General features: G+C 61.2%; 20 protein-coding genes. 9 read left to right on the top strand and 11 right to left on the bottom strand.

The features are described from left to right. Window positions 1–47: 47 nt before the first annotated feature. From KEC16_RS02925 to KEC16_RS02950, 6 genes are all read left to right on the top strand, one after another. Complete coding sequence (locus KEC16_RS02925; protein ID WP_346344017.1) at window positions 48–905, top strand: CheR family methyltransferase; 858 nt, start codon at window positions 48–50, stop codon at window positions 903–905. Further along, complete coding sequence (cheD, locus tag KEC16_RS02930) at window positions 902–1,537, top strand: chemoreceptor glutamine deamidase CheD (protein WP_211546138.1); 636 nt, start codon at window positions 902–904, stop codon at window positions 1,535–1,537. The genes KEC16_RS02925 and cheD overlap by 4 nt, the downstream gene beginning before the upstream one ends. 9 nt (window positions 1,538–1,546) lie before the next feature. After that, the gene (locus KEC16_RS02935) at window positions 1,547–2,608 is read left to right on the top strand and encodes a protein-glutamate methylesterase/protein-glutamine glutaminase (RefSeq protein WP_211546139.1); all 1,062 of its coding nucleotides are present in this window, start codon (window positions 1,547–1,549) and stop codon (window positions 2,606–2,608) included. 1 nt (window position 2,609) lies between these two features. Continuing rightward, window positions 2,610–3,098 carry a hypothetical protein gene (locus tag KEC16_RS02940; RefSeq protein ID WP_211546140.1) on the top strand — a complete coding sequence of 163 codons (489 nt, stop codon included), beginning with the start codon at window positions 2,610–2,612 and terminating at the stop codon, window positions 3,096–3,098. Window positions 3,099–3,146: 48 nt separating this feature from the next. Continuing rightward, complete coding sequence (locus KEC16_RS02945) at window positions 3,147–3,914, top strand: EAL domain-containing protein (RefSeq protein WP_249208657.1); 768 nt, start codon at window positions 3,147–3,149, stop codon at window positions 3,912–3,914. 104 nt (window positions 3,915–4,018) lie between these two features. Continuing rightward, the gene (locus KEC16_RS02950; RefSeq protein ID WP_211546141.1) at window positions 4,019–6,253 is read left to right on the top strand and encodes a methyl-accepting chemotaxis protein; all 2,235 of its coding nucleotides are present in this window, start codon (window positions 4,019–4,021) and stop codon (window positions 6,251–6,253) included. A gap of 44 nt (window positions 6,254–6,297) precedes the next feature. Here the strand turns inward: KEC16_RS02950 and KEC16_RS02955 are convergent, their stop codons facing one another. After that, window positions 6,298–7,605, bottom strand: coding sequence for a DUF3422 family protein (locus KEC16_RS02955; RefSeq protein WP_211546142.1), 1,308 nt, complete (start codon window positions 7,603–7,605; stop codon window positions 6,298–6,300). A 116-nt stretch (window positions 7,606–7,721) separates the two neighbouring features. Between KEC16_RS02955 and tldD the strand changes: the two genes are divergently transcribed. Beyond that, window positions 7,722–9,155, top strand: coding sequence for a metalloprotease TldD (gene tldD / locus KEC16_RS02960; RefSeq protein ID WP_211546143.1), 1,434 nt, complete (start codon window positions 7,722–7,724; stop codon window positions 9,153–9,155). A 10-nt stretch (window positions 9,156–9,165) separates the two neighbouring features. Next, entirely contained in the window at window positions 9,166–9,810 is a 645-nt protein-coding gene (locus tag KEC16_RS02965) for a class I SAM-dependent methyltransferase (protein WP_211546144.1), read from the top strand. Window positions 9,811–9,812: 2 nt separating this feature from the next. On the opposite strand, the gene KEC16_RS02970 is transcribed toward KEC16_RS02965, so the two are convergent. The 8 genes from KEC16_RS02970 to pdhA all read right to left on the bottom strand — a co-directional run bounded on the left by KEC16_RS02970 (window position 9,813) and on the right by pdhA (window position 17,538). Further along, window positions 9,813–10,259, bottom strand: a complete 447-nt coding sequence (locus KEC16_RS02970; RefSeq protein ID WP_211546145.1) for a type II toxin-antitoxin system RatA family toxin — start codon at window positions 10,257–10,259, stop codon at window positions 9,813–9,815. 8 nt (window positions 10,260–10,267) lie between these two features. Further along, window positions 10,268–11,209 (bottom strand): lipoyl synthase, encoded by a 942-nt coding sequence (lipA, locus tag KEC16_RS02975; RefSeq protein WP_211546146.1) that lies wholly within the window; start codon window positions 11,207–11,209, stop codon window positions 10,268–10,270. A gap of 120 nt (window positions 11,210–11,329) precedes the next feature. Further along, window positions 11,330–12,739 (bottom strand): dihydrolipoyl dehydrogenase, encoded by a 1,410-nt coding sequence (gene lpdA / locus KEC16_RS02980; protein WP_211546147.1) that lies wholly within the window; start codon window positions 12,737–12,739, stop codon window positions 11,330–11,332. Between the two features lie 40 nt (window positions 12,740–12,779). Next, the gene (locus KEC16_RS02985; protein ID WP_249208658.1) at window positions 12,780–13,247 is read right to left on the bottom strand and encodes a DUF6650 family protein; all 468 of its coding nucleotides are present in this window, start codon (window positions 13,245–13,247) and stop codon (window positions 12,780–12,782) included. Further along, window positions 13,247–13,855: a hypothetical protein gene (locus KEC16_RS02990; protein ID WP_211546148.1), complete on the bottom strand. Its 609-nt coding sequence runs from the start codon at window positions 13,853–13,855 to the stop codon at window positions 13,247–13,249. The genes KEC16_RS02985 and KEC16_RS02990 overlap by 1 nt, the downstream gene beginning before the upstream one ends. A gap of 14 nt (window positions 13,856–13,869) precedes the next feature. Further along, window positions 13,870–15,135, bottom strand: coding sequence for a pyruvate dehydrogenase complex dihydrolipoamide acetyltransferase (locus KEC16_RS02995; protein WP_211546149.1), 1,266 nt, complete (start codon window positions 15,133–15,135; stop codon window positions 13,870–13,872). A 12-nt stretch (window positions 15,136–15,147) separates the two neighbouring features. Beyond that, window positions 15,148–16,521 (bottom strand): pyruvate dehydrogenase complex E1 component subunit beta, encoded by a 1,374-nt coding sequence (locus KEC16_RS03000; protein WP_211546150.1) that lies wholly within the window; start codon window positions 16,519–16,521, stop codon window positions 15,148–15,150. A 15-nt stretch (window positions 16,522–16,536) separates the two neighbouring features. Further along, window positions 16,537–17,538, bottom strand: a complete 1,002-nt coding sequence (pdhA, locus tag KEC16_RS03005) for a pyruvate dehydrogenase (acetyl-transferring) E1 component subunit alpha (RefSeq protein ID WP_211546151.1) — start codon at window positions 17,536–17,538, stop codon at window positions 16,537–16,539. A 418-nt stretch (window positions 17,539–17,956) separates the two neighbouring features. Between pdhA and KEC16_RS03010 the strand changes: the two genes are divergently transcribed. Next, window positions 17,957–19,585 carry a methyl-accepting chemotaxis protein gene (locus tag KEC16_RS03010; protein WP_211546152.1) on the top strand — a complete coding sequence of 543 codons (1,629 nt, stop codon included), beginning with the start codon at window positions 17,957–17,959 and terminating at the stop codon, window positions 19,583–19,585. On the opposite strand, the gene KEC16_RS03015 is transcribed toward KEC16_RS03010, so the two are convergent. Next, on the bottom strand, window positions 19,586–19,855 hold the full coding sequence (locus KEC16_RS03015) for an FtsB family cell division protein (RefSeq protein WP_249208660.1): 270 nt from the start codon (window positions 19,853–19,855) through the stop codon (window positions 19,586–19,588). Between the two features lie 283 nt (window positions 19,856–20,138). Then, a complete protein-coding gene (eno, locus tag KEC16_RS03020; protein ID WP_211546153.1) occupies window positions 20,139–21,416 on the bottom strand; it encodes a phosphopyruvate hydratase in 1,278 nt (425 codons plus the stop codon). Between the last annotated feature and the right edge of the window lie 19 nt (window positions 21,417–21,435).

Raw genomic sequence — 21,435 nt, forward strand, 5'->3', positions numbered from 1 at the left:
CCCGCCGCGATCATCGCGGCGGGGAGTGTTCCCGGGGGGGAATTTAAGTGCAAAACCGGCAAGAAACCGCCAACGGTCAGCGCCGCGAGTTTGAATTAGGCGACGAAGAATTCCGCTTCCTGGCGTCCTTCATGTCGCGGGAAACCGGCATCGTCTTGTCCGAGCACAAACGGGAAATGGTCTGTGGCCGCTTGGTCAAGCGTTTGCGTGCCCTGGGCCTGCGTGAATTCAGCGAATATTGCGATATGTTGCGCGGTCGCCAAGGGGCGGCCGAGGTGGAAAACCTGGTTAACGCCATCACCACCAACATCACCCATTTTTTTCGCGAACCTCATCATTTCGACCATCTGCGCGATCAGGTTCTGGCCCCGCGCCTGACCGAACGGCCGCGCCGGCTCCGGGTCCGCATCTGGTCGGCGGGGTGTTCCTCTGGCGAGGAACCCTATTCCATCGCCATGACCATGGCCGATGCCTTGAAGGGCTGCGACGGTTGGGACGCCTTGGTGCTGGCCACCGACATCGACACCAATGTGTTGCATCGGGCCGAGGCCGGCATCTATCCGGCGAAAGCCGTCGAACATATTCCGGAAACCTATCGCAAGCGTTTCCTGCGCCGGGCCCAAGAAGCCGACAAGATGCAGATTTCCGAAGACGTGCGCCGTCTGGTCCGCTTCCGCCGTCTTAATTTGCACGAAACCTGGCCGATGAAAGGACAGTTCGACGCCATTTTTTGCCGCAACGTCGCCATCTATTTCGACAAGCCGACACAGCGCCAGCTTTTCAACCGCTATGCCGACAGATTGAACATGGGCGGCATCTTGTATCTTGGCCATGCCGAAAGCCTGATCGGCGTCACCGATCGCTTCGAGGCCGTGGACAAAACATCTTATCGGCGGATAAAATGAGCGGCGAAGGCTGGGGATCGGCGGCGGAAGAAGCAGAACGGCGCCGTTGGTTCGATCCCACCTTCAAGATCATGGCCGTCAAGGTGCTGCCGGGGGAACATTACGTTTCCACCGCCGGCCAGGAAATGATCGTCACCGTGCTGGGTTCTTGCGTTGCCGCCTGCGTCTGGGACACCCGCATGCGCATCGGCGGCATGAATCATTTCATGCTGCCCGATTCAGGTTCGGACGTGCCGGTGGACAAAGCCATGCGCTATGGCAATTTCGCCATGGAAGAGCTGATCAACGATGTGCTGCGCCGCGGGGGCCGCCGCGATTCCCTGGAAATCAAAGTCTTTGGCGGTGGCAATGTGCTGCCTGGCATGGGCGGTTCGGGCAGCGGCTCCAAGCCCATCGGCGACCGCAATGCCTTTTTTGTTCGCCAGTATCTATCAGAGGAAGGCTATCGCATCGCCGCCGAGGATTTGGGCGGCCCCCATCCGCGCCGCATTCATTTTTTCCCACGCCTGGGCAAGGTCATCCGCCTTTTCCTGAAAAAGGATGTGGAACGGGCCGTGCTCAACCGCGAAATCTCTTATCGTTCTCGCCTGCAAACCGTTCAGGTCGAAGGCGAAATCGAATTGTTCGATTAAGGCGCCGCCATGCCAAACCGCCCAGCCCGCGTATTGATCGTCGATGATTCCGCCCTGATGCGGCAGATGCTGACCAGTATCTTGTCGTCCGATCCCGGCCTCGAAGTCATCGGCACCGCCCCCGACCCCTTGGTCGCGCGGGAAAAAATCAAGGCCTTGAACCCGGATGTGCTGACGCTGGACGTGGAAATGCCGCGCATGGATGGCTTGGCATTTCTGGAAAAACTGATGACGCTGCGGCCCATGCCGGTGGTGATGGTGTCCTCGCTGACCGAAAAAGGCGCCGAGGTGACCATGCGGGCGTTGGAACTGGGAGCTGTCGATGTGTTTTGCAAGCCCATCGACGCCGCCGATGGCGGGATGCAAGCCCATGGCCAAATTCTGATTGACAAGGTCAAGGCCGCCGCCCTGGCCCATGTCCGTGCCCTTGGCGACCGCCCCCGGCAATCGCAGCCACGGCTGGCGGTGACCACCCTTTACAAATCCACGGATCGCTTAGTCGCCATCGGCTCGTCCACCGGCGGCGTCGAAGCCTTGCGCGACATTATCCTGGCCCTGCCCCCCGATTCGCCGCCCATCGTCATTACCCAACATATTCCGCCGAAATTTTCGACCAGCTTCGCCGAGCGGCTGGACAATATGGCCGCAGTCCGCGTCAAGGAAGCCCATGATGGCGAACGTATCGTCGCCGGCCATGTCTACATCGCCCCCGGCGATCGTCATATGGCGGTGCGTCGCTCTGGCGCACAATTGATCTTGCATTGTTATGATGGGCCATTGGTCAGCGGTCATAAACCCAGCGTCAGCGTTTTGTTCCACTCGGTGGCGGAAACCTGCGGCGCCAAGGCTGTCGGCATTATCCTGACCGGCATGGGCCGTGACGGGGCCGACGGCCTGTTGGCCATGCGCAAGGCCGGCGCCGCGACCCGAGGCGAGGATGAATCGTCTTGCGTCGTCTATGGCATGCCCAAGGCGGCCTTTGAAATCGGCGCCGTGGAAAAACAAATCCCGCTTTCACATATGGCGGAAGAAATCCTCAGACTGTGCCGCCAGGATGCGGCAAGGACATAAGATGAACGACAACATTCCTATTATTGACCTTTTGGCTCATTGGCAGGCGTTTTCCCAATTGCAGCAACGGGCGTTCGAATTCTTGGCCTCGGAAGCCATCGCGACCGGACAGGAATTCGAACATTCCACCGCCGGCGCCACCGGTGTGTTGACCCGCATCGGCCAGTTTGCCGGCGAAAGCGAAGCCGGTGAGTTGCAGGCCCGCACCAACGAGGTGGTTCAACGGCTACAGGCCGCCGACCGCTCCCGCCAGGGTCTCGAACAAGTCGCCTCGGTGCTGACCACCTTGCGCCGCCAACACGCGGCACTGGAAGAGGCCACCCAACGCCACGCCCAGCCGCCGGCCGTGGATGATGCGGTCGAACAATGGATCGCCGCGTTAAGCGAAAATGTCTCCCTGGCCGATTGGCGCCGCCGCCTGATCGACGCGCTTTATGGCCGCGAATCGAAAACCACCATCGTCGTCGATGACGATATCGAGTTATTCTGATCCAGCAAAGCGCGTACGGACACCACACCGCCAGGGGAGAAGACGCAGATGAGTTCGTCTGAGGACGTCGGAAAATGCGATGCCCGATGCGCGGTTGCGCCTGATTTTTCCTTCGTCATGGCCTTTCAGCCGGTCGTCGATCTCAACGCAAGGCGGATTTACGCCTATGAGGCCCTGGTGCGCGGCAGCGATGGCGCCGGGGCGGCAAGTATCTTGGCGCAGGTCACTCCAAGCAATCGCTATGCCTTCGACCAAGCCTGTCGAGTCAAAGCGATCGAAACCGCAGCGCGGCTGAAACTTGACCGCCGGCTGAACATCAACTTCATGCCCAATGCGGTCTATCATCCCGAAGCATGCCTGCGGCTGACATTGTCGGCGGCCAAGGAACACGATTTTCCCGCCGATCTGATCACCTTTGAATTCACCGAAGACGAGCAGGTTATCGACCGCGCCCACCTCAAATCAATCATCGAAACCTATCGCCAACATGGCTTTCGCACGGCTTTGGATGACTTTGGCGCCGGCTATGCGGGATTGTCGTTGCTGGCCGATTTCCAACCCGATGTCATCAAGATCGACCGCTGCCTGGTCACCGAAATCGACACCAGCACACCACGTCAGGCCATTGTCGCCGGTTTGGTTAAAACAGCCGGCATTTTGAATATCTCCATCGTCGCCGAAGGGGTGGAGCGGATGGAAGAAATAAAAACCCTTGAGGAAATGGGCATAAACCTGTTCCAAGGCTATTATTTTGCCAAGCCAACCATAGAATACCTTACCCTAGACCACGATATCCCCTGGGCAATGGTGAATTGAACAATTCAATTTATGAATATTTTGTGACAGACACTGTGCACACTTGCCGATCATAGACTTACGAACTACTCATATCCATACTTTCGTCTGAGTATGGTGTCATCATGTCCTTCCTGCTCTCCCGCTTGTCGCTGAAACGACAGATATCAGCGATCATCGCCTTGGCCGGAATCGTCTTTGCCTTGGTCGGGGGGGTATCGGTCCTGAGTTCGTTGCGACAGGACCGTCATGATCGCGACTTTCTCGGCTATGTGGAACTGGAACGGATCACCTCGGTTCTTGCCTTCGACCTGTTGGACGCGCGCCGGCGCGAAAAGGATTTCCTGGCCCGGCGCAGTGATGTCGAGGTGGATAAGCATGCCGCCGCCTTGGCCGATGCCCGGTTGCAATTGGACAAGCTGGCCCGCCTGCATGAGGGCCCGCAGATCGCCAAAATCGGCGACCACTTGACCGCCTATGCCGACATTTTCGCCAAAGTCGTCGCGGCCCAGCGCTTGATCGGCTACAGCGAAAAAGACGGGGCGCTGGGGGATTTGCGTAATTCCGTCCACGCGGTCGAACAATTGCTCAAGGATCATGACGCGCCGCGCCTGGCCGTGCTGATGTTGATGATGCGCCGCCATGAAAAGGATTTCCTCGCCCGCCGCGACCCCAAATATCAAGACGACATGAGCAAACGGGCGGCGGAGTTTGCCGCATTATTGGCGCAATCGGCCATGCCGGCGGCGGTCCAAGATGACATCACCGCCAAGATGCGCGCCTATCATCAGGATTTCGCCGCGGTGGTCACCGCCACCATGGCCCTTGGCGCCCACACCGACGGTCTGGCGCGGATTTACGCCGCCATCGAACCCGATATCGATTCGCTGCGCCTTGTTTCCCGCGTCGAGGCGACCAAGGCCCAGACCGCGCGCGAAGATGTCGCCCGCTTCGGCCAACGGGCCAGCTTAAGCGCCATCCTCATCGGCGGCGCCCTGATCGCCGTGCTGGGATCGGCCATCGCCCGTGGCATCTATCTGCCGCTTCAGCGGATGACCGCCGCCATGGAGCAACTGGCCGCCGGCTCCATGCAGATCGAAATTCCCTCGGGCCAGCGCCGCGACGAGGTCGGAGCCATGGCCAAGGCCTTGCAGGTCTTCAAGGACAACGCCGCGGCCGCGCAATCCCTGCGACACCGGCAAGAGCAGATGCGGACCGAGGGCGAACAGGCGAAATTGGCGGCGCTGACCACCATGGCCGAAACGGTGGAACGGGAATCGCGGCTGGCGGTGGATCGCGTGGCCGAACGCACCCGCTCCATGGCCGGCAACGCCGAAGCCATGGCCCACTCGGCCGATCTGGTCGGCAGCAACGCCCAAGGCGTGGCCGCCGCCGCCGATCAGGCCTTGGCCAATGCCCAGACCGTGGCGGCGGCTTCGGAACAACTCAGCGCCTCCATTGCCGAAATTGCCCAGCAGGTTTCTTCGGCCACCCAGGTAACCCATGATGCGGTCCAATCCGCCAGCCAGGCCCAGGAAACCATCGCCCGCCTGTCCGATGCCGTCGGCCGCATTGATGAAATCACCGTCTTGATCAGCGAAATCGCCAGTCAGACCAACCTGTTGGCCCTGAACGCCACCATCGAAGCGGCCCGCGCCGGCGAAGCCGGCAAAGGCTTCGCCGTGGTCGCGGGCGAGGTCAAATCCCTGGCTTCACAAACCGCGCGGGCCACTGGCGAAATCTCAACCCAGATTGCCGCCATCCAATCAACCACCCGTCACGCTGTCGAAGCGGTCGGCCAGATCGCCAGCAATATTGACGCGGTGGAAAGCATCGCTTCGGCCATCGCCGCCGCCATCGAGGAACAAGGGGCCGCCACCGGCGAAATCGCCCGCAACGTCGCCCAAACCTCGGATGCCGCCACCGAAGTATCGGCCCGGATCGCCGATGTCAGCGACGAGGCGCAAAGCACCGGCCAACAGGCGGCCCAGGTCAGCGCCATTTCCGCCGAAGTCGCCGACGCCATCCAAAACCTGCGCGATACCTTGATCCGGGTGGTCCGCACCTCCACCCGTGAAGTCGACCGCCGTCAAGATCAACGCTTTAGCCTGAACCGAGCGGCCCGCCTGATCATTGATGGACAGGCTCTTGACGGTCAAACCGTGGATTGCGGCAAGAATGGCGCCACCTTGGCCATTGATGGCGGGTTGGAATTGAACGGCGGCAGCCAGGCGATGGTGAGCATCGACGGCATCGGCAAGGATATCGCCGTCGAAATCGTGGCGGCGGCCGGCGGTCAGGCCCACCTGCATTTCCTCAGGCCGTTACCCGAAGCCGTCCTGGCCAGCATTGCCGCCTAACACCATATCCCGGTGAGTTCCACTCCGCGGGATTTGGTCTAAGCTCAATCCTCGCCGTGACCGCCGATCAGCGCCCGGCGAAGACGACGAACACCCAAGACCACCGCGCCGATGATAACCGGCAACGCCACCAGGGCGGCGATATCGGGGTCGACCGGCAGGCCGGCCCCCTTGAGTCCCTTGGCCGCATACAGCACCAGACCCAGCAGATAATAGCTGATCGCCACCACCGACAGGCCTTCCACCGTTTCTTGTAAGCGCAATTGCACTTGGGCGCGGCGATTCATGCTGCGCAGCAGATCGCGGTTTTTTTCTTCAAGGGCGATATCGACGCGGGTGCGCAACAGATCACCGGCCCGCGCCGCCCGCCGCGCCAAAAGCTGCTGCCGCTCGGCCGCCGATTCGCATGTTTTCATCGCCGGAGCAAGCCGACGGTCCATGAACTCGCCGATGGTCTGAAGTCCGGGGATGCGGTCTTCGCGCAATTCGGCGATGCGTTGGTTGACGATGGCGTAATAAGCCCGTGCCGCGCCTAGGCGAAAGCTGGTGGCGGCATCTAGCCGTTCGGCCTCGGCCGCCAAGGCGGTCAGCCGCTCCAGCAATTCGCGGTCATTTTGGGCGATGGCCGGATCGGCCAGTTCGGTGACGATGGCCGCCAAGCCGCTATCCATGCGAAACATCTCGGCATTGGCCTGCCGGGCCGGGGGAAAGGCCAGCAGCGCCATCATGCGATAGGTCTCGATTTCCAGCAGGCGCTGCATCACCCGGCCGCTTTGGCCCTTGGTCAGATCCTTGTCGCGCACCCAGATGCGGCCAAACCCATCGGCGTGCAGGCGAAAGTCGGTCCAGCATTCCGCCGCCGAGCCGATGATCTTGGCGGCAATCAGCGGATTGCCATCAAACAAAGTGCTGATGTCGTCGGCTGAACGCGGCGCCTTTTCCATCGCCAGATGGGTGGCGGTCAAGACCTTGCCGGGCAAACGCTCCAGCCATTCCGCCGGCACCAGGGCCAGGGCCGGATCGTTGAACGGATGATCGTAGGCATCAAAGCGCAGGAAGGTATAGGTGGAAAACTCGGCATGCCGTTCCCAGCGCAGGCGCAAGGCGCCAAGATCGCGGGAAAAATAATTGGTGGTCTCGGCCGGCGCCTCGGCACCGTGAATATCCAGCAATTCGGTCAAATAGGCCCGTTCATCCGCCGCCGCCAAACCGTCGTGCAAGATCGCCAGATGACTGGCCCGCAAGGGCGCGGCAATCTGTTCATAGGGGCGCGCATGCACCTCGCCGGCCAAAGCCCGCCGCATGGAATGTTCATTCAAGGCCCAGCTTCGCCCTGGCATCGTCTCGCCCATTGCCTATATTCCTTTTACAGACGAGTTTTGATGTACAGTACGACAGATAGCCTGCCAATACCTGAGCGGCTTGCTCATGCCCTACCCGCGCTCCCTACCCTCCCCCAGGAGATTCCATGCCTCACGATAGCCAAGCCCATCAATTGTTCTTCACCCGTGCCGGGCTGGATCAAGGCAAAGTGGTCGGCATCATCGGCGACGCCCTGACCGGCGCCGATGATGGAGAACTTTTTCTGGAATACCGGCAATCGGAAAGTGTGGTCATGGATGACCGCCAGATCAAATCGGCCAGCTTTGACACCGCCCAGGGGTTCGGCTTGCGCTCGGTGGTCGGCGAAGCCCACGGCTATGCCCATGGCTCGGTGCTGTCCGAAGACGCCATCCGCCGCGCCGGCGACAGCGTCAAGGCCGTGCGCGGCGGCCATACCGGCACCATGGCGCTGGCGCCGTCGGGCACCAACGCGGCGCTTTACACCGACATCAACCCCCTGACCCTGGTGCCGTTCGAAACCAAGGTCAAGCTGCTGGAAGCCATGGATTGCTATGCCCGCGGCAAGGAACCGCGCCTGCGCCAAGTGTCCGCCTCGCTGTCGGGATCGTGGCAGGCGGTCTATATCCAACGCAGCGACGGCAGCCACGCCGCCGACATCCGGCCGCTGGTCCGCCTGAATGTCTCGGTGGTCATGGGCGACGGCGACCGCATGGAAACCGGCAGCCATGGCATCGGTGGCCGCTTCGCCTATGATCAGGTGATCGGCGAGGATTCATGGCGGGTCTGCGTCGACGAGGCCATCCGTCAGGCTGCCGTCAATTTGGAATCCGTTCCCGCTCCCGCCGGAGAAATGAGCGTGGTGCTGGGGCCGGGCTGGCCCGGCGTCATGTTGCACGAAGCCGTCGGCCATGGTCTTGAAGGCGATTTCAACCGCAAGGGCACCTCTGCCTTTTCCGGCATGATCGGCCAGCGGGTGGCGGCCAAGGGCGTCACCGTCGTCGATGACGGCACCTTGATGGACCGGCGCGGATCATTGTCGGTGGATGACGAAGGCACCCCCACCAGCCGCACCACCCTGATCGAGGACGGCATTCTGGTCGGCTATATGCAGGACCGGCTGAATGCCCGGCTGACCGGGGTCAAGGCCACCGGCAACGGCCGGCGGCAATCTTATGCCCATGCGCCGATTCCGCGCATGACCAACACCTTCATGACCGCCGGCGCGCAAGACCCGGCGGAAATCATCGCCTCGGTGAAAAAAGGCATCTATGCCGTCAATTTCGGCGGCGGGCAGGTCGACATCACATCGGGCAAGTTCGTCTTCGCCGCCACCGAGGCCTATCTGATCGAAAACGGCAAGATCGGCCCGGCGGTCAAGGGCGCCACCCTGATCGGCAATGGTCCCGACGCCATGACCAAGGTGACCATGATCGGCAATGATCTGGAACTGGACCCCGGCATCGGCACCTGCGGCAAGGACGGCCAGGGCGTGCCCGTCGGCGTCGGCCAACCAACCTTGCGCATGGACGGCCTGACCGTCGGCGGCACGGCGGTTTAGGCGAAGCCCGATGCCTTCCAGCTCGCAATACGGAAAACTGTACACCTCCTTGCTGATCAAAAAGCTGGCAGAGGCCGGGGCGATCACCACGGTGATCGATTGCGGCTGCGGCGACGGCACCTATCACCGCCTGCTGTCGCCCGTGCTGCCCAAATGCGTCTGGACCGGCATCGAGGTGTGGCAGCCCTATATCACCGCCTTCGCCCTCGACACTCTGTATCACCGCCTGATCCATTCGGACCTGCGAAATGCTGATTTTCGTCGTTTAGCTCCGGCGGATCTGGTCATTTTCGGCGACGTTTTGGAACATATGAGCAAGCTTGAGGCTCAGATGGTGGTGGGGCGGGCCCTGGAAATCGCCCCCTTCGTGCTGATTTCCATCCCGGTGGTGGATTATCCCCAGGGCGAAGAACACGGCAATCCGCATGAAGCCCATGTGAAAGATGATTGGGACCACACCGAGGTCATGGCCAGTTTTCCCGGCATCACCGCCTTCTTCATCCACGATCACATTGGCGTTTACGTTCTGACCTCCACCAGTCAGGCCGCGATCTATGTCAATGCCGTGCAGGCGGTTTTACCGCAATTGCTGCATCAGCAATTCCCGCAAGACCGCATGGCTTGGGGCGGCTGGCAGGTCGCCAACCACCTGTAGGATCAGGGGCGCTTTTGCCCATGCAATTGGCCGGCGCGTTTCTCGAAGGCGCCGACCATTAGCTTGACCGCTTCGTTGAACAGCGAACCGATGACTTTTTGCAAGATTTTCGATTTGAATTCGAAATCGACGAAAAAGTCGATGGTGGTGGTGCCGTCGGGATTGGCGACAAAGCTCCAGTGATTGTTCAGATACTGGAACGGCCCTTCGGTATAGGTGACGTCGATGCGCATGGCGGCATGGTCCAGCACCACCTTCGAGGTGTAGCGCTCGCGGATCATCTTGAAGCCGATGACCAAGTCGGCGAAGAACATGTCGCCATCACGCTTGCGAATACGGGCGCCGACACACCAGGGCAGGAATTCCGGGTAGCGCTCGACATCCGCCACCAGGTCGAACAACTGGTCTTGGCTATAGGGCAGCGCCCGCTTTTCCGCATGGGTCGGCATGATCGTCCCTATTCCGCCGCGTCGATGGCCGCGCGGGCTCGACGCAATTCGTCGAAATCGCGGTCGGCATGGTGCGACGACCGGGTCAGCGGCGTTGCCGCCACCTGCAAGAATCCCTTGGCCTTGGCGGCGGCGCGGTAATCGTCGAATTCATCCGGGGTGACGAAGCGATCAACGGCGACATGCTTAAGCGTCGGCTGCAAATACTGACCGATGGTGATGAAATCGATGCCGGCGGAGCGCATGTCGTCCATCACCTGCAAAACCTCGGCCCGCGTCTCGCCCAGGCCGACCATGATGCCGGACTTGGTGAAGCTGGCCGGATCAATTTCCTTGACCATCTGCAACAGCCGCAACGAATGGAAATAGCGCGCCCCCGGACGAATACCCGGATACAGACGCGGCACGGTTTCCAGATTGTGGTTGAAGACGTCGGGTCGGGCGCGAGCGACCACAGCGATGGCGCCTTCCTTGTCGCGGAAGTCCGGGGTCAGCACCTCGATGGTGCAATTGGGGCTGGTGGCGCGAATGCGGTCAATGCAGGCGACGAACTGGAAAGCGCCGCCATCGGCCAGATCATCGCGATCGACCGAGGTAATCACCACATGCTTCAAACCCATGGAGGCGACGCTGGCGGCCAAATTCTCTGGTTCCGACACATCGACGGCGCCGGGCTTGCCGGTTTTCACGTTGCAAAAGGCACAGGCGCGGGTGCAGGTGTCGCCCAAGATCATGAAGGTGGCGTGCTTGTGCTTCCAGCATTCACCGATATTGGGACAGGCTGCTTCCTCGCATACCGTGTGCAAATTCTTGTCGCGCATCAGCTTGCGCACCTCGGCGGCTTCGGCCGAGGTCGGCGCCTTGACCCTGATCCAATCCGGCTTCTTGGGCGACGGATTGTCGGGACGGCGGGCTTTTTCGGGGTGACGGAGAACGGGCTTGTCAGTCATGGCTTGGGTATCGTCCACGTTGCGGCCAAGGTCAAGAAATTCGTAGCCCTGCCAGAACAAAGGGCACGGGGAAGCTTATCCTCCCCGTGCCCCCTCCCTTTGCCCATCAGGCGCACGGTCCTAAAAATGAATGGCGCGGCCATAAGCCGACAACACCGCTTCGTGCATCATTTCCGACAAGGTCGGATGCGGGAAGACGGTGTGCATCAGCTCGGCCTCGGTGGTTTCCAGGGTCTTGGCGATGGTATAGCCCTGGATCATCTCGGTCACTTCGGCCCCGATCATGTGGGCGCCCAGCAATTCGCCGGTCTTGGCGTCGAAGATGGTCTTGATCAGGCCTTCCGGCTCGCCAAGCGCAATGGCCTTGCCGTTGCCGATAAAGGGGAAGCGGCCGACCTTGACCTGATAACCCTTCTCGATCGCCTTTTTTTCCGACAATCCGACGCTGGCCACCTGCGGATGACAATAGGTACAGCCGGGAATCTTGGAGTTTTCCAAGGGGTGCACGTCCTTCAAGCCGGCGATCTTCTCGATGCAGATGACGCCTTCGTGGCTGGCCTTGTGCGCCAACCACGGCGGCGCGGTCAGATCGCCGATGGCGTAGACGCCCGGCTCGTCGGTTTCGCACCATTTGTTGGTGACCACATGGCCGCGATCGACCTTCACCTTGGTGCCCTCAATGCCGATATTTTCGATATTGGCGACGACGCCGATGGCGGAAATCACCCGGTCGACGACGATATCCTCGATCTTGCCGCCGACTTCCACCTGCACCGAGACATTGCTGGCCGATTTGCGCAAGCCCTTGACCGTGGCCCCGGTCAGGATGCGCATGCCCTGCTTTTCAAACTGCTTGCGGGCCAAGATGCTGATTTCCTCGTCTTCCACCGGCATCACCCGATCCATCATTTCGACGACGGTGACATTCGCCCCCAGGGCGTTGAAGAAGCTGGCGAACTCGATGCCGATAGCGCCCGAGCCGATGACCAGCAGCGCCTTGGGCATGCTGTCGGGGACCAGGGCTTCCTTGTAAGTCCAGACGAATTTGCCATCGGGTTCGAAACCGGGCATGACGCGGGCGCGGCCGCCGGTGGCCAAGATGATGTGCTTGGCCGACAACGTCGCCGGAACCTTGCCGTCAACGACGACCTTGCCCCAACCATCCTTTTGAGGCCCGGCCAGCTTGCCATGGCCGTCGAACACGGTGACCTTGTTCTTTTTCAGCAAGCCCTTGACGCCCGCCGACAATTGCGCCGACACCCCGCGCGAACGCTTGACGATGGCGGCCAGATCAAAGCTGGCCCCCGGCGCCGACAGACCATAAGAGGCGGCATGCTGCATGGTGCGGTAAATATCGGCCGAGCGCAGCAGCGCCTTGGTCGGAATACAGCCCCAGTTCAGACAGATGCCGCCCAGATGTTCGCGTTCGACCAGACCGGTCTTCAAGCCCAGTTGCGCGGCGCGGATGGCTGCCACATAACCGCCCGGACCGCCGCCGATCACCACCACATCGAAATTATTGTCCGACATTCGCTGTCTCCACCCAAATCAGTTATGACCTGCCCGACGTTTAGTCGTGGGCGGCGGGAAAAAAGGCGGCCACGCGGCCATCGACGTCCAGATCGTGAATATCGGCCAGACGCCACAGATAGATGCCCATGACGTCGCGAAAGGCGCCGAGCAATTGATAAAAGCGATAGCTGGGCATGGCGTGACGCCGCCCGGCCTGCCGGTCCCAGGCTTCGGCCGCATCCACATAGCGGCGACAGGCGGCCCGCATGGCCAACAGCGTATCGTGGGAAACGGCGTCGTCGCCGATGATCTGGCCGGTATCACCGATCAGCCGGCGCAGATCGCAGACGGCGCGGTAACACCGTTCTTGTTCTTCCGGCAACAGCAGATGCTCGCCGAACAGAGCCGAGCCGCCGACCATGTCGATCAGACCGGCAATCGCCTGGGATTCAGCCGGCGACGGGTTCGCCTCGGTCTTGCAAAAACCGGCCAGCGGCCGATCGAGTTCACGCACGCGGATCCGCATCAGATCCCCCCCTCCACCATCGGGCGCCAAGCCCGGTCCATATCGAACATCAAGTCGTGATCGGCGATGTAACGCCACAAGAAGGCGTCGAAATCGCCGCCATAGCGTTCGCCGATAAAGCTGTCCATGGCCTGGGACTTGGCCTGATAAATGGCCATCAGGTCGAAGCGCCAGCCCTTGCCGCCCTTATCCACTTTCAGACGGGCGCCGTCGCATACTCCGGCCACTACCCGGCTGACCAGCCAGTTGCCGTTTTCGTCATAGCCCATGTGATCGCCGATGACCAATTCGTCCATCAACGCATCCAGATAAGGAAACGCGGTAAACGCCATCAGAAAACGCGCCGCCGCCGAGGCATCGTCGATGGCGGCCGGTTCCGGCATGCCGCGATAGCGGGTAACGAAAAAACGGGTCAGCGGATCGCGCGCCGACAGGGCCGTTCGGCCCTCGCCGGCATAAATGGCGCGCAATTCCTCGCCCCACACCAGGCAAGACCCGAACAGGGCCGAGGTGGCGGAGTGCACCCGCCCCTCGCGCAGATCCTGCTTCAGAGTCTCGAACTCCTGACGGATGGCCGGCATGGCATGGGCGATCTTATCCCGGTCCATGGCCGCAATCTCCCTTACAGCAGCATGGAAAGCGGATCTTCGACCAGCTTCTTGAAGGCCGCCAGGAACTCGGCGCCGACGGCGCCATCGACCACCCGGTGATCCACCGACAGCGTGCAGGTCATCACCGTGGCGATGGCCAGGGCGCCGGCCTTGACCACCGGACGCTGTTCGCCGGCGCCAACGGCCAAAATGCAGCCTTGCGGCGGGTTGATGATGGCGGCGAAGTCCTTGACGCCGAACATGCCCAGATTGGAGATGGTAAAGCCGCCGCCCTGGAATTCCTCGGGCTTGAGCTTGCCATCGCGGGCCTTGGCCGCCAGTTCCTTCATTTCGCCCGAAATCGTCGCCAGCCCCTTGTGATCGGCATGGTGGACGATGGGAGTGATCAGACCGTTGGGGGTCGCCACCGCCACCGAGACATCGACGTCGGTGTAACGCTTGATCGCCTCTTCGCCCCACGAGGCATTGGCGGCCGGCACCTTCTTCAACGCCAGCGCCACCGCACGGATGATGAAGTCGTTGACCGACAGCTTATAGGCGTCGGAACGGCCATTGAGATCGGCCCGCACCTTGAGCAGGGCGTCCAGTTCGCAATCGATCGACAGATAGAAATGCGGAATGGTCGATTTGGCTTCGGTCAGGCGCCGGGCGATGACCTTGCGCATGGAGGAATTGGGAATTGCCTCGAAAGCCGGTTCGAACGGATTGGCGGTGGCCGCAGCCGGAGCCGCAGCCGCCTTGGGCGCAGGAGCCGCAGCGGCGGCGCTGGCCACCGGGGCGGCGGCGACACCGCCCTTGAGCGCCAATTCGACGTCGGCCTTGACCACCCGGCCGTAAGGACCAGAGCCCTTGACCGCCTTGAGATCCAGACCCGCATTGCCGGCGATGCGCTTGGCCAGCGGGCTGGCGAAGACACGGTCGCCACCATGGGCGGACGCGGCCGGCGCGGCGGCGACCGGGACAGCGACGGCCGCCGGAGCCGGGACCGGAGCGGCGGCGGCAACCGGCTTGGCGACGATGGCCGAAGCATCTTCGCCTTCTTCCAGCAACACGCCGATGGGGGTGTTGACGGCAACGCCGGCGGTGCCGTCGGCGATCAGGATCTTTCCCAGCACGCCTTCATCGACGGCTTCGAACTCCATGGTCGCCTTGTCGGTTTCGATTTCGCACAGCACGTCGCCGGATTTGACGGCGTCGCCTTCCTTTTTCAACCAGCGGGCCAAGGTACCCTCGGTCATGGTCGGGGACAGCGCGGGCATCAGCAGTTCGATGGGCATTTCGCGCTCTCCTTACTTGGCGTAGCAGACCTTGCGGGCGGCATCGGCGATGCCATCCGGGGTCGGCAGATACAGGCGTTCCAGATTGGCGGCATAGGGCATGGGCACGTCGGCGCCGCAGACGCGAATGACCGGGGCGTCCAGCCAATCGAAGCAATGCTCCATCATCAAGGCGGCGATTTCCGAACCGATGCCGGCAAAGGCCCAGCCTTCTTCCACCGAGATGATGCGGTTGGTCTTTTTCACCGAGGCGACGATGCTGTCGATATCGATGGGACGCAGGGACCGCAAGTTCAGCACTTCGGCGGAAATGCCGTCTTTTTCCAACAGCGCGGCGGCTTCCAACGAAGTCCCGACCATGCGCGAATAGGTGACGATGGTCACATGTTCGCCCGGCCGTTCGATCTTGGCCTTGCCGATGCGAACGATGAAATCCGGATCGTCGGGCACGTCGAAGGACTGACCGTACAAGATTTCATTTTCCAGCACGACGACCGGATTGGGATCGCGGATGGCGGCCTTGAGCAATCCCTTGGCGTCGGCCGCCGACCACGGCGCCACCACCTTGAGACCGGGGCAATGGGCGTACCACGAGGCGAAATCCTGGCTATGCTGAGCGCCGACGCGGGCGGCGGCGCCGTTGGGGCCACGGAAAACGATGGGGCACGGCTGCTGCCCCCCCGACATGTACAAGGTCTTGGCCGCCGAATTGATGACGTGGTCGATGGCCTGCATGGAGAAGTTCATGGTCATGAACTCGACGATGGGCTTAAGGCCGGCGAAGGCGGCGCCGACGGCCAAGCCGGCAAAGCCCATTTCGGTGATCGGCGTGTCGATCACCCGCTTATCGCTGAATTCGTCCAGCAAACCTTGCGAGACCTTATAGGCGCCCTGATATTGCGCCACTTCCTCGCCCAGCAGGAACACCGATTCGTCGCGGCGCATTTCCTCGGCCATGGCGTCGCGCAAGGCTTCGCGCACGGTCTGGCGGATATACTTGGCATAGTGCTTTTCCACCGGGGCCGGCGCACTGGCCTTCGGCGCCTGCGCCATCAAAGCGGCCTGCGGACCGCCGTCATGGATCACCGGGGTGACGCTGGGGCCGGCCTTTTCCATCACCTTGCCCAGATCATCGGCGGTTTCGCCCTCTTCCAGCATGATGGCGATGGCGGTGTTGACAGCCACCCCCTCGGCGCCATCGGCGATCAGGATCTTGCCCAACACGCCTTCTTCGACCGCTTCCAGTTCCATGGTCGCCTTGTCGGTTTCAATTTCGGCCAGCACGTCACCGGATTTGACCGTATCGCCCTCGGCCTTCAGCCAACGGGCCAACTTGCCTTCGGTCATGGTCGGCGACAGCGCCGGCATCAGAATTTCGATAGCCATCGTCTCGTCTCCCCCTCAGGCTTCAATCAGCACGTCGGTCCACAATTCAGCCAAGTCCGGCTCGGGGCTGGCTTGGGCGAATTCGGCCGCTTCGGTGACGATAAGCTTGACCTCGCGGTCCATTTCCTTAAGCGCCGCCTCGTCGATCAGGCCGGCATCCAGCAATTTGGATTTCAGCGTGTCGATGGGATCATGCTGCTCGCGCATTTTGGTCACTTCTTCCTTGGTCCGGTACTTGGCCGGATCGGACATGGAATGGCCGCGATAGCGATAGGTCTTCATTTCCAAGATATAGGGACCGCTGCCGGAACGGCAGTGGTCCAGCGCCTTGATGGCGGCGGTGTAGACCGCCTGCACATCCATGCCGTCCACCGCCTCGCCGGGGATGCCATAGGCGGCGCCGCGCTTGTACAGATCGACGCCGGCGGCGTGACGCTCGGACGAGGTGCCCATGGCGTATTTGTTGTTCTCGATCACATAGACCACCGGCAGCTTCCACAGCGCCGCCATGTTGAAGCTTTCGTAAACCTGTCCCTGGTTAAGGGCGCCGTCGCCGAGATAGACGTGACAGACGCCCTGGTCGCCGGTGTATTTGTGGGCAAAGCCCAGACCGGTGCCGATCGGCACCTGGGCGCCGACGATGCCGTGACCGCCATAAAAGCGTTTTTCCCGACTGAACATGTGCATGGAGCCGCCCTTGCCGCGGGAATAGCCGCCGCTGCGCCCGGTCAGTTCGGCCATGACGCCCTTGGCATCCATGCCACAGGCCAGCATCTGGCCGTGATCGCGGTAGCTGGTGATGACCGAATCGGTCTCACCCGCCGCCGATTGCATGCCGACGACCACCGCTTCCTGGCCGATATACAGGTGACAGAAACCGCCGATCAGACCCATGCCATACAATTGGCCGGCTTTTTCCTCGAAACGACGGATTTGCAGCATGTCGCGGTACCAGCCGATCAGCTGATCCGGTCCGATTTCCGCCGCCTTGGCTTTACGCTTGGACGTGGTCGCCATGGTTCCTCCCAGGGCCTGATGGTGTGATTGCAAGAGAGATAGGTAAAGCAACCTTCCCTTTTTGACAAGTCGTTTAACCGCAAAAAACGCTTATTTTGCAATGCAATAATGACGGTTAACTGGATAGTGGTTATTTATCACATCCTAACCAAACGGGCGGGCAACGGGTGGTGCGATGCAGCAACCCTTTTTGTTCCGTGGGTTAGCCCCTGGCAGGGCATATTGGGAGCCGACGCGTAAAAGAAAAGTCCGCCTCGCCACCCACAGAGATATTTTGCCAATCCCCCCATACCGATCAACCGCATGACAGAACGGCAAAAGAGATTAAGTTAGTCTAAATTGCTTTATGCAGGGGGCTGTCATGCTGAAAGACCTCAAAGTATTTTATAAAATAATACTAATATTAATACTCTTCAGCGTGGCTCTCGCCGCCGTCTCTCTGCTCTCCATCGCCTCGCTCCAGACTCTGGGCCGACAATTACATGCCGTCGCCGCCGATGGATCCTCCGCCCTGCTTGCCGCCCGAATGAACACCAACGTGCAAGCCATGAACGCCATCCAAGCCATGGCGGCAGCCGATCCAACGCCGGACGCCCTGGCCGACGCGGCAAAACGGCTGAACGCCGAGCTCGCCTTGTTTCAGCAACGAATGAGCAAGACCAAGGAACTGACTTCCGAGACAAAAAGCTTGCAGTTGATCGCGGAAATGGAGGCTGGAAAAATAAGTTTCGAGCAAGCGGCAACCAAGGTCCTGAGCATTGCCCGCAGCAGCAGCGATGGCGGCGATGCGTTGCGGGCGCAAGCCAAGATCGCCACCGCCGAGGCCGCCGCTTTGCGTGAAACCGTCCGCGCCTTTTTTAAATTGCAAGAAGACGTCTTGTCCGCCCGGACGGAAAGTTCCAACGCCCTCATCACCACCCGGACCATGGTGGTGATCGTCACCTCCCTTGCCGCCCTGGTCATCGGCGTCGCTCTGAGTGTCGCCATTGCCCGGAGCAGCATCGCCAAGCCGCTGGCGGCAAGCGTCGCCGGCGTGCACGCCCTTGCCCGCGGCGAACTCGATGTCACTATCGGCGGGGCCGAACGCCGCGATGAACTGGGCGATGTCGCCAAGGCGTTGATCACCCTGCGCGACCACCTGCGCCGGGATCGCGCCCTCGAAGCTGCCGCCATCCGCGAACAGGAAAACAAGATCGCCCACGCCAATCATCTGCACGAACTGGCGATTACCTTCGAGAAACGAAGCAAAAGCAGCCTGCACGAGGTTGTCGCCGCGTCGTCCGCCATGGAGGAGACCTCGTCCGGCCTTCTCCGCGACGCCGAGAATACCTGTACCCGCGCCATCAGCGGCAGTGCCGCCGCCGCTCAGGCCGCCGCCAATGTGGAAACCGTCGCCGCCGCCGCCGAAGAACTCGCCGCCTCGATCGGTGAAATCTCGCGCCAAGTCACCTTATCGGCCGACGCTTCCGTCAATGCGGTCCAAGCCGCCGACAGCGCCACCGTATCCGTCCGGTCGTTGACCCAATCGGCCAGCCAGATTTCCGCCATCGTTGAAATGATCAGCGCCATTGCCAGTCAGACCAACCTGCTGGCGCTCAACGCCACCATCGAAGCCGCCCGCGCCGGCGATGCCGGCAAAGGCTTCGCCGTCGTCGCCAACGAAGTCAAATCCCTGGCGACCCAGACGGGGCACGCCACCGAAGACATTACCCGGCAGATTGCCACCGTGCAGAGCCAAACCCGGGATGTCGAGCGCGCCCTGGACCAAGTCATCGTCGCCATCCGGCGCATGGAAAGCATTGCCAGCGGCATATCGGCGGCGATGGAGGAACAGAACGCCGCGACCCAGGAAATTGCCCGCAATGTTGAACAAGCCGCTCAGGGAACCAACGCGGTTTCCGATGTCATGGGCGGCATTCAACAAGCGGCAACCCACAGCGGCAACGGCGCCACCCAGGTGCGGCAATCGGCAACCCATTTGGCCAGCACAGCGGAAACACTCAAACACGCCATCGAAACATTTTTGTCGTCAATCGACAGAACCTGATCACTTCTGGAAGATCACCACTTCGTCGGCGCGGCCCATGTTGAGCATGGTCCGCGCCCGTTCTTCCAGCATATCGGGGTCAAGATGGTCGGGGCGCAGCAACAGCACGCGGTGTTCCAGCGACTGGCGTTCGGTCGAGACCGTGGCCAATTGCATTTCAGCCGCCAGGATTTCCTTGTCGAGCCGAACCCAAGCCAAGACGCCGCGATCGCCTTCCACCGTGTGGTAGGCGAAATAGGCCAAGGCACCGACCCCGATCAGGGGACCCATGACATGGCGGAGACGTCGGTTGAGTTCTTTCAACATGGATGGGATGGGATCACAGTCGGATTCGTCACGTCAACAAGATGTGAATGACTTGATTCATTTTCTTGAACGAAACGCCACTTCTGTGACGGAAAAGACTCAGATGACCGCGCCGCAAGTAGAACGGCCGGTGAACGCTAACACAAGAGCGTTAATACGACGTTAGTATGTGGGCTTTAGCGTTAATTTTAAATAAAAGCGGCCGGGACTTCTCCCGGCCGCTTTACACGTTCAAGTTAAAGCTAAATCAACGCTTCATGATGGTGGCGCCGGCATAACGGGCTGCCGGGCCAAGCTCCTCTTCCAGGCGGATCAGCTGGTTGTACTTGGCCAGACGGTCGGAGCGCGACAGCGACCCGGTCTTGATCTGACCACAATTGGTGGCCACCGCCAGATCGGCGATGGTCGAATCCTCGGTTTCACCCGAACGATGGCTCATGACGGCGGTATAGCCGGCCTTGTGGGCCATGTCGACGGCTTCCAGGGTTTCGGTCAGGGTGCCGATCTGGTTGACCTTGACCAAGATGGAATTGGCCAGGCCCTTGTCGATGCCCATGGACAGGCGGGCCGGGTTGGTGACGAACAGATCGTCGCCGACCAGCTGGACCTTGCCGCCCAGTTCCTCGGTCATGATTTCCCAGCCTTCCAGATCGTCCTCGGCGCAGCCGTCTTCGATGGAGATGATGGGATAGGCCTTGACCAGCTTCGAGTAGAACTTGACGATGCCCTTTTGGTCATAGGTCTTCTTGGCCCCGACCATTTCGTACTTGCCGTCCTTGAAGAACTCGGTCGACGCGCAATCAAGCGCCAGCATGATGTCCTCGCCCGGCTTATAACCGGCCTTTTCGATGGACTGCATGATGAAATCAAGCGCCTGTTCGGCCGATTTCAGATTGGGGGCAAAGCCGCCTTCGTCGCCGACATTGGTGTTGTGACCGGCATCCTTAAGCTGCTTTTTCAGCGCCTGGAATACTTCCGAGCCCATGCGGATGGCGTCGGTGCACGACGGCGCCCCCACCGGCATGATCATGAATTCCTGGATGTCGATGGGGTTGTCGGCATGGGCGCCGCCATTGATGATGTTCATCATCGGCACCGGCAGCAGCGAGGCGAAGGCGCCGCCGACATAGCGGTACAGCGGCAGGCCGGCATCCTCGGCGGCGGCGCGGGCAACCGCCAGCGACACGCCCAAGATGGCGTTGGCGCCCAGGCGGGCCTTGTTGGGGGTGCCGTCCAGATCGATCATGGTCTTATCGAGAGCGACCTGTTCTTCGGCGTCCATACCCGACAAGGCGTCATAAATCTCGCTGTTGACGCTTTCAACCGCCTTCAGCACGCCCTTGCCGCCATAGCGCTTATTGTCGCCGTCACGCAGCTCCACCGCCTCGTGCGCGCCGGTCGAGGCGCCCGAGGGAACGGCGGCGCGGCCCATGACGCCGCTTTCCAGCACCACGTCAACTTCGACGGTGGGATTGCCGCGCGAATCAAGAATTTCGCGGGCGTGGATATCGATAATGGCAGTCATCGGAAATCTCCAGACTTCG

This window comes from Magnetospirillum sulfuroxidans (genome assembly GCF_018224925.1).
GTDB classification, from domain to species: Bacteria; Pseudomonadota; Alphaproteobacteria; order Rhodospirillales; family Magnetospirillaceae; genus Magnetospirillum; species Magnetospirillum sulfuroxidans.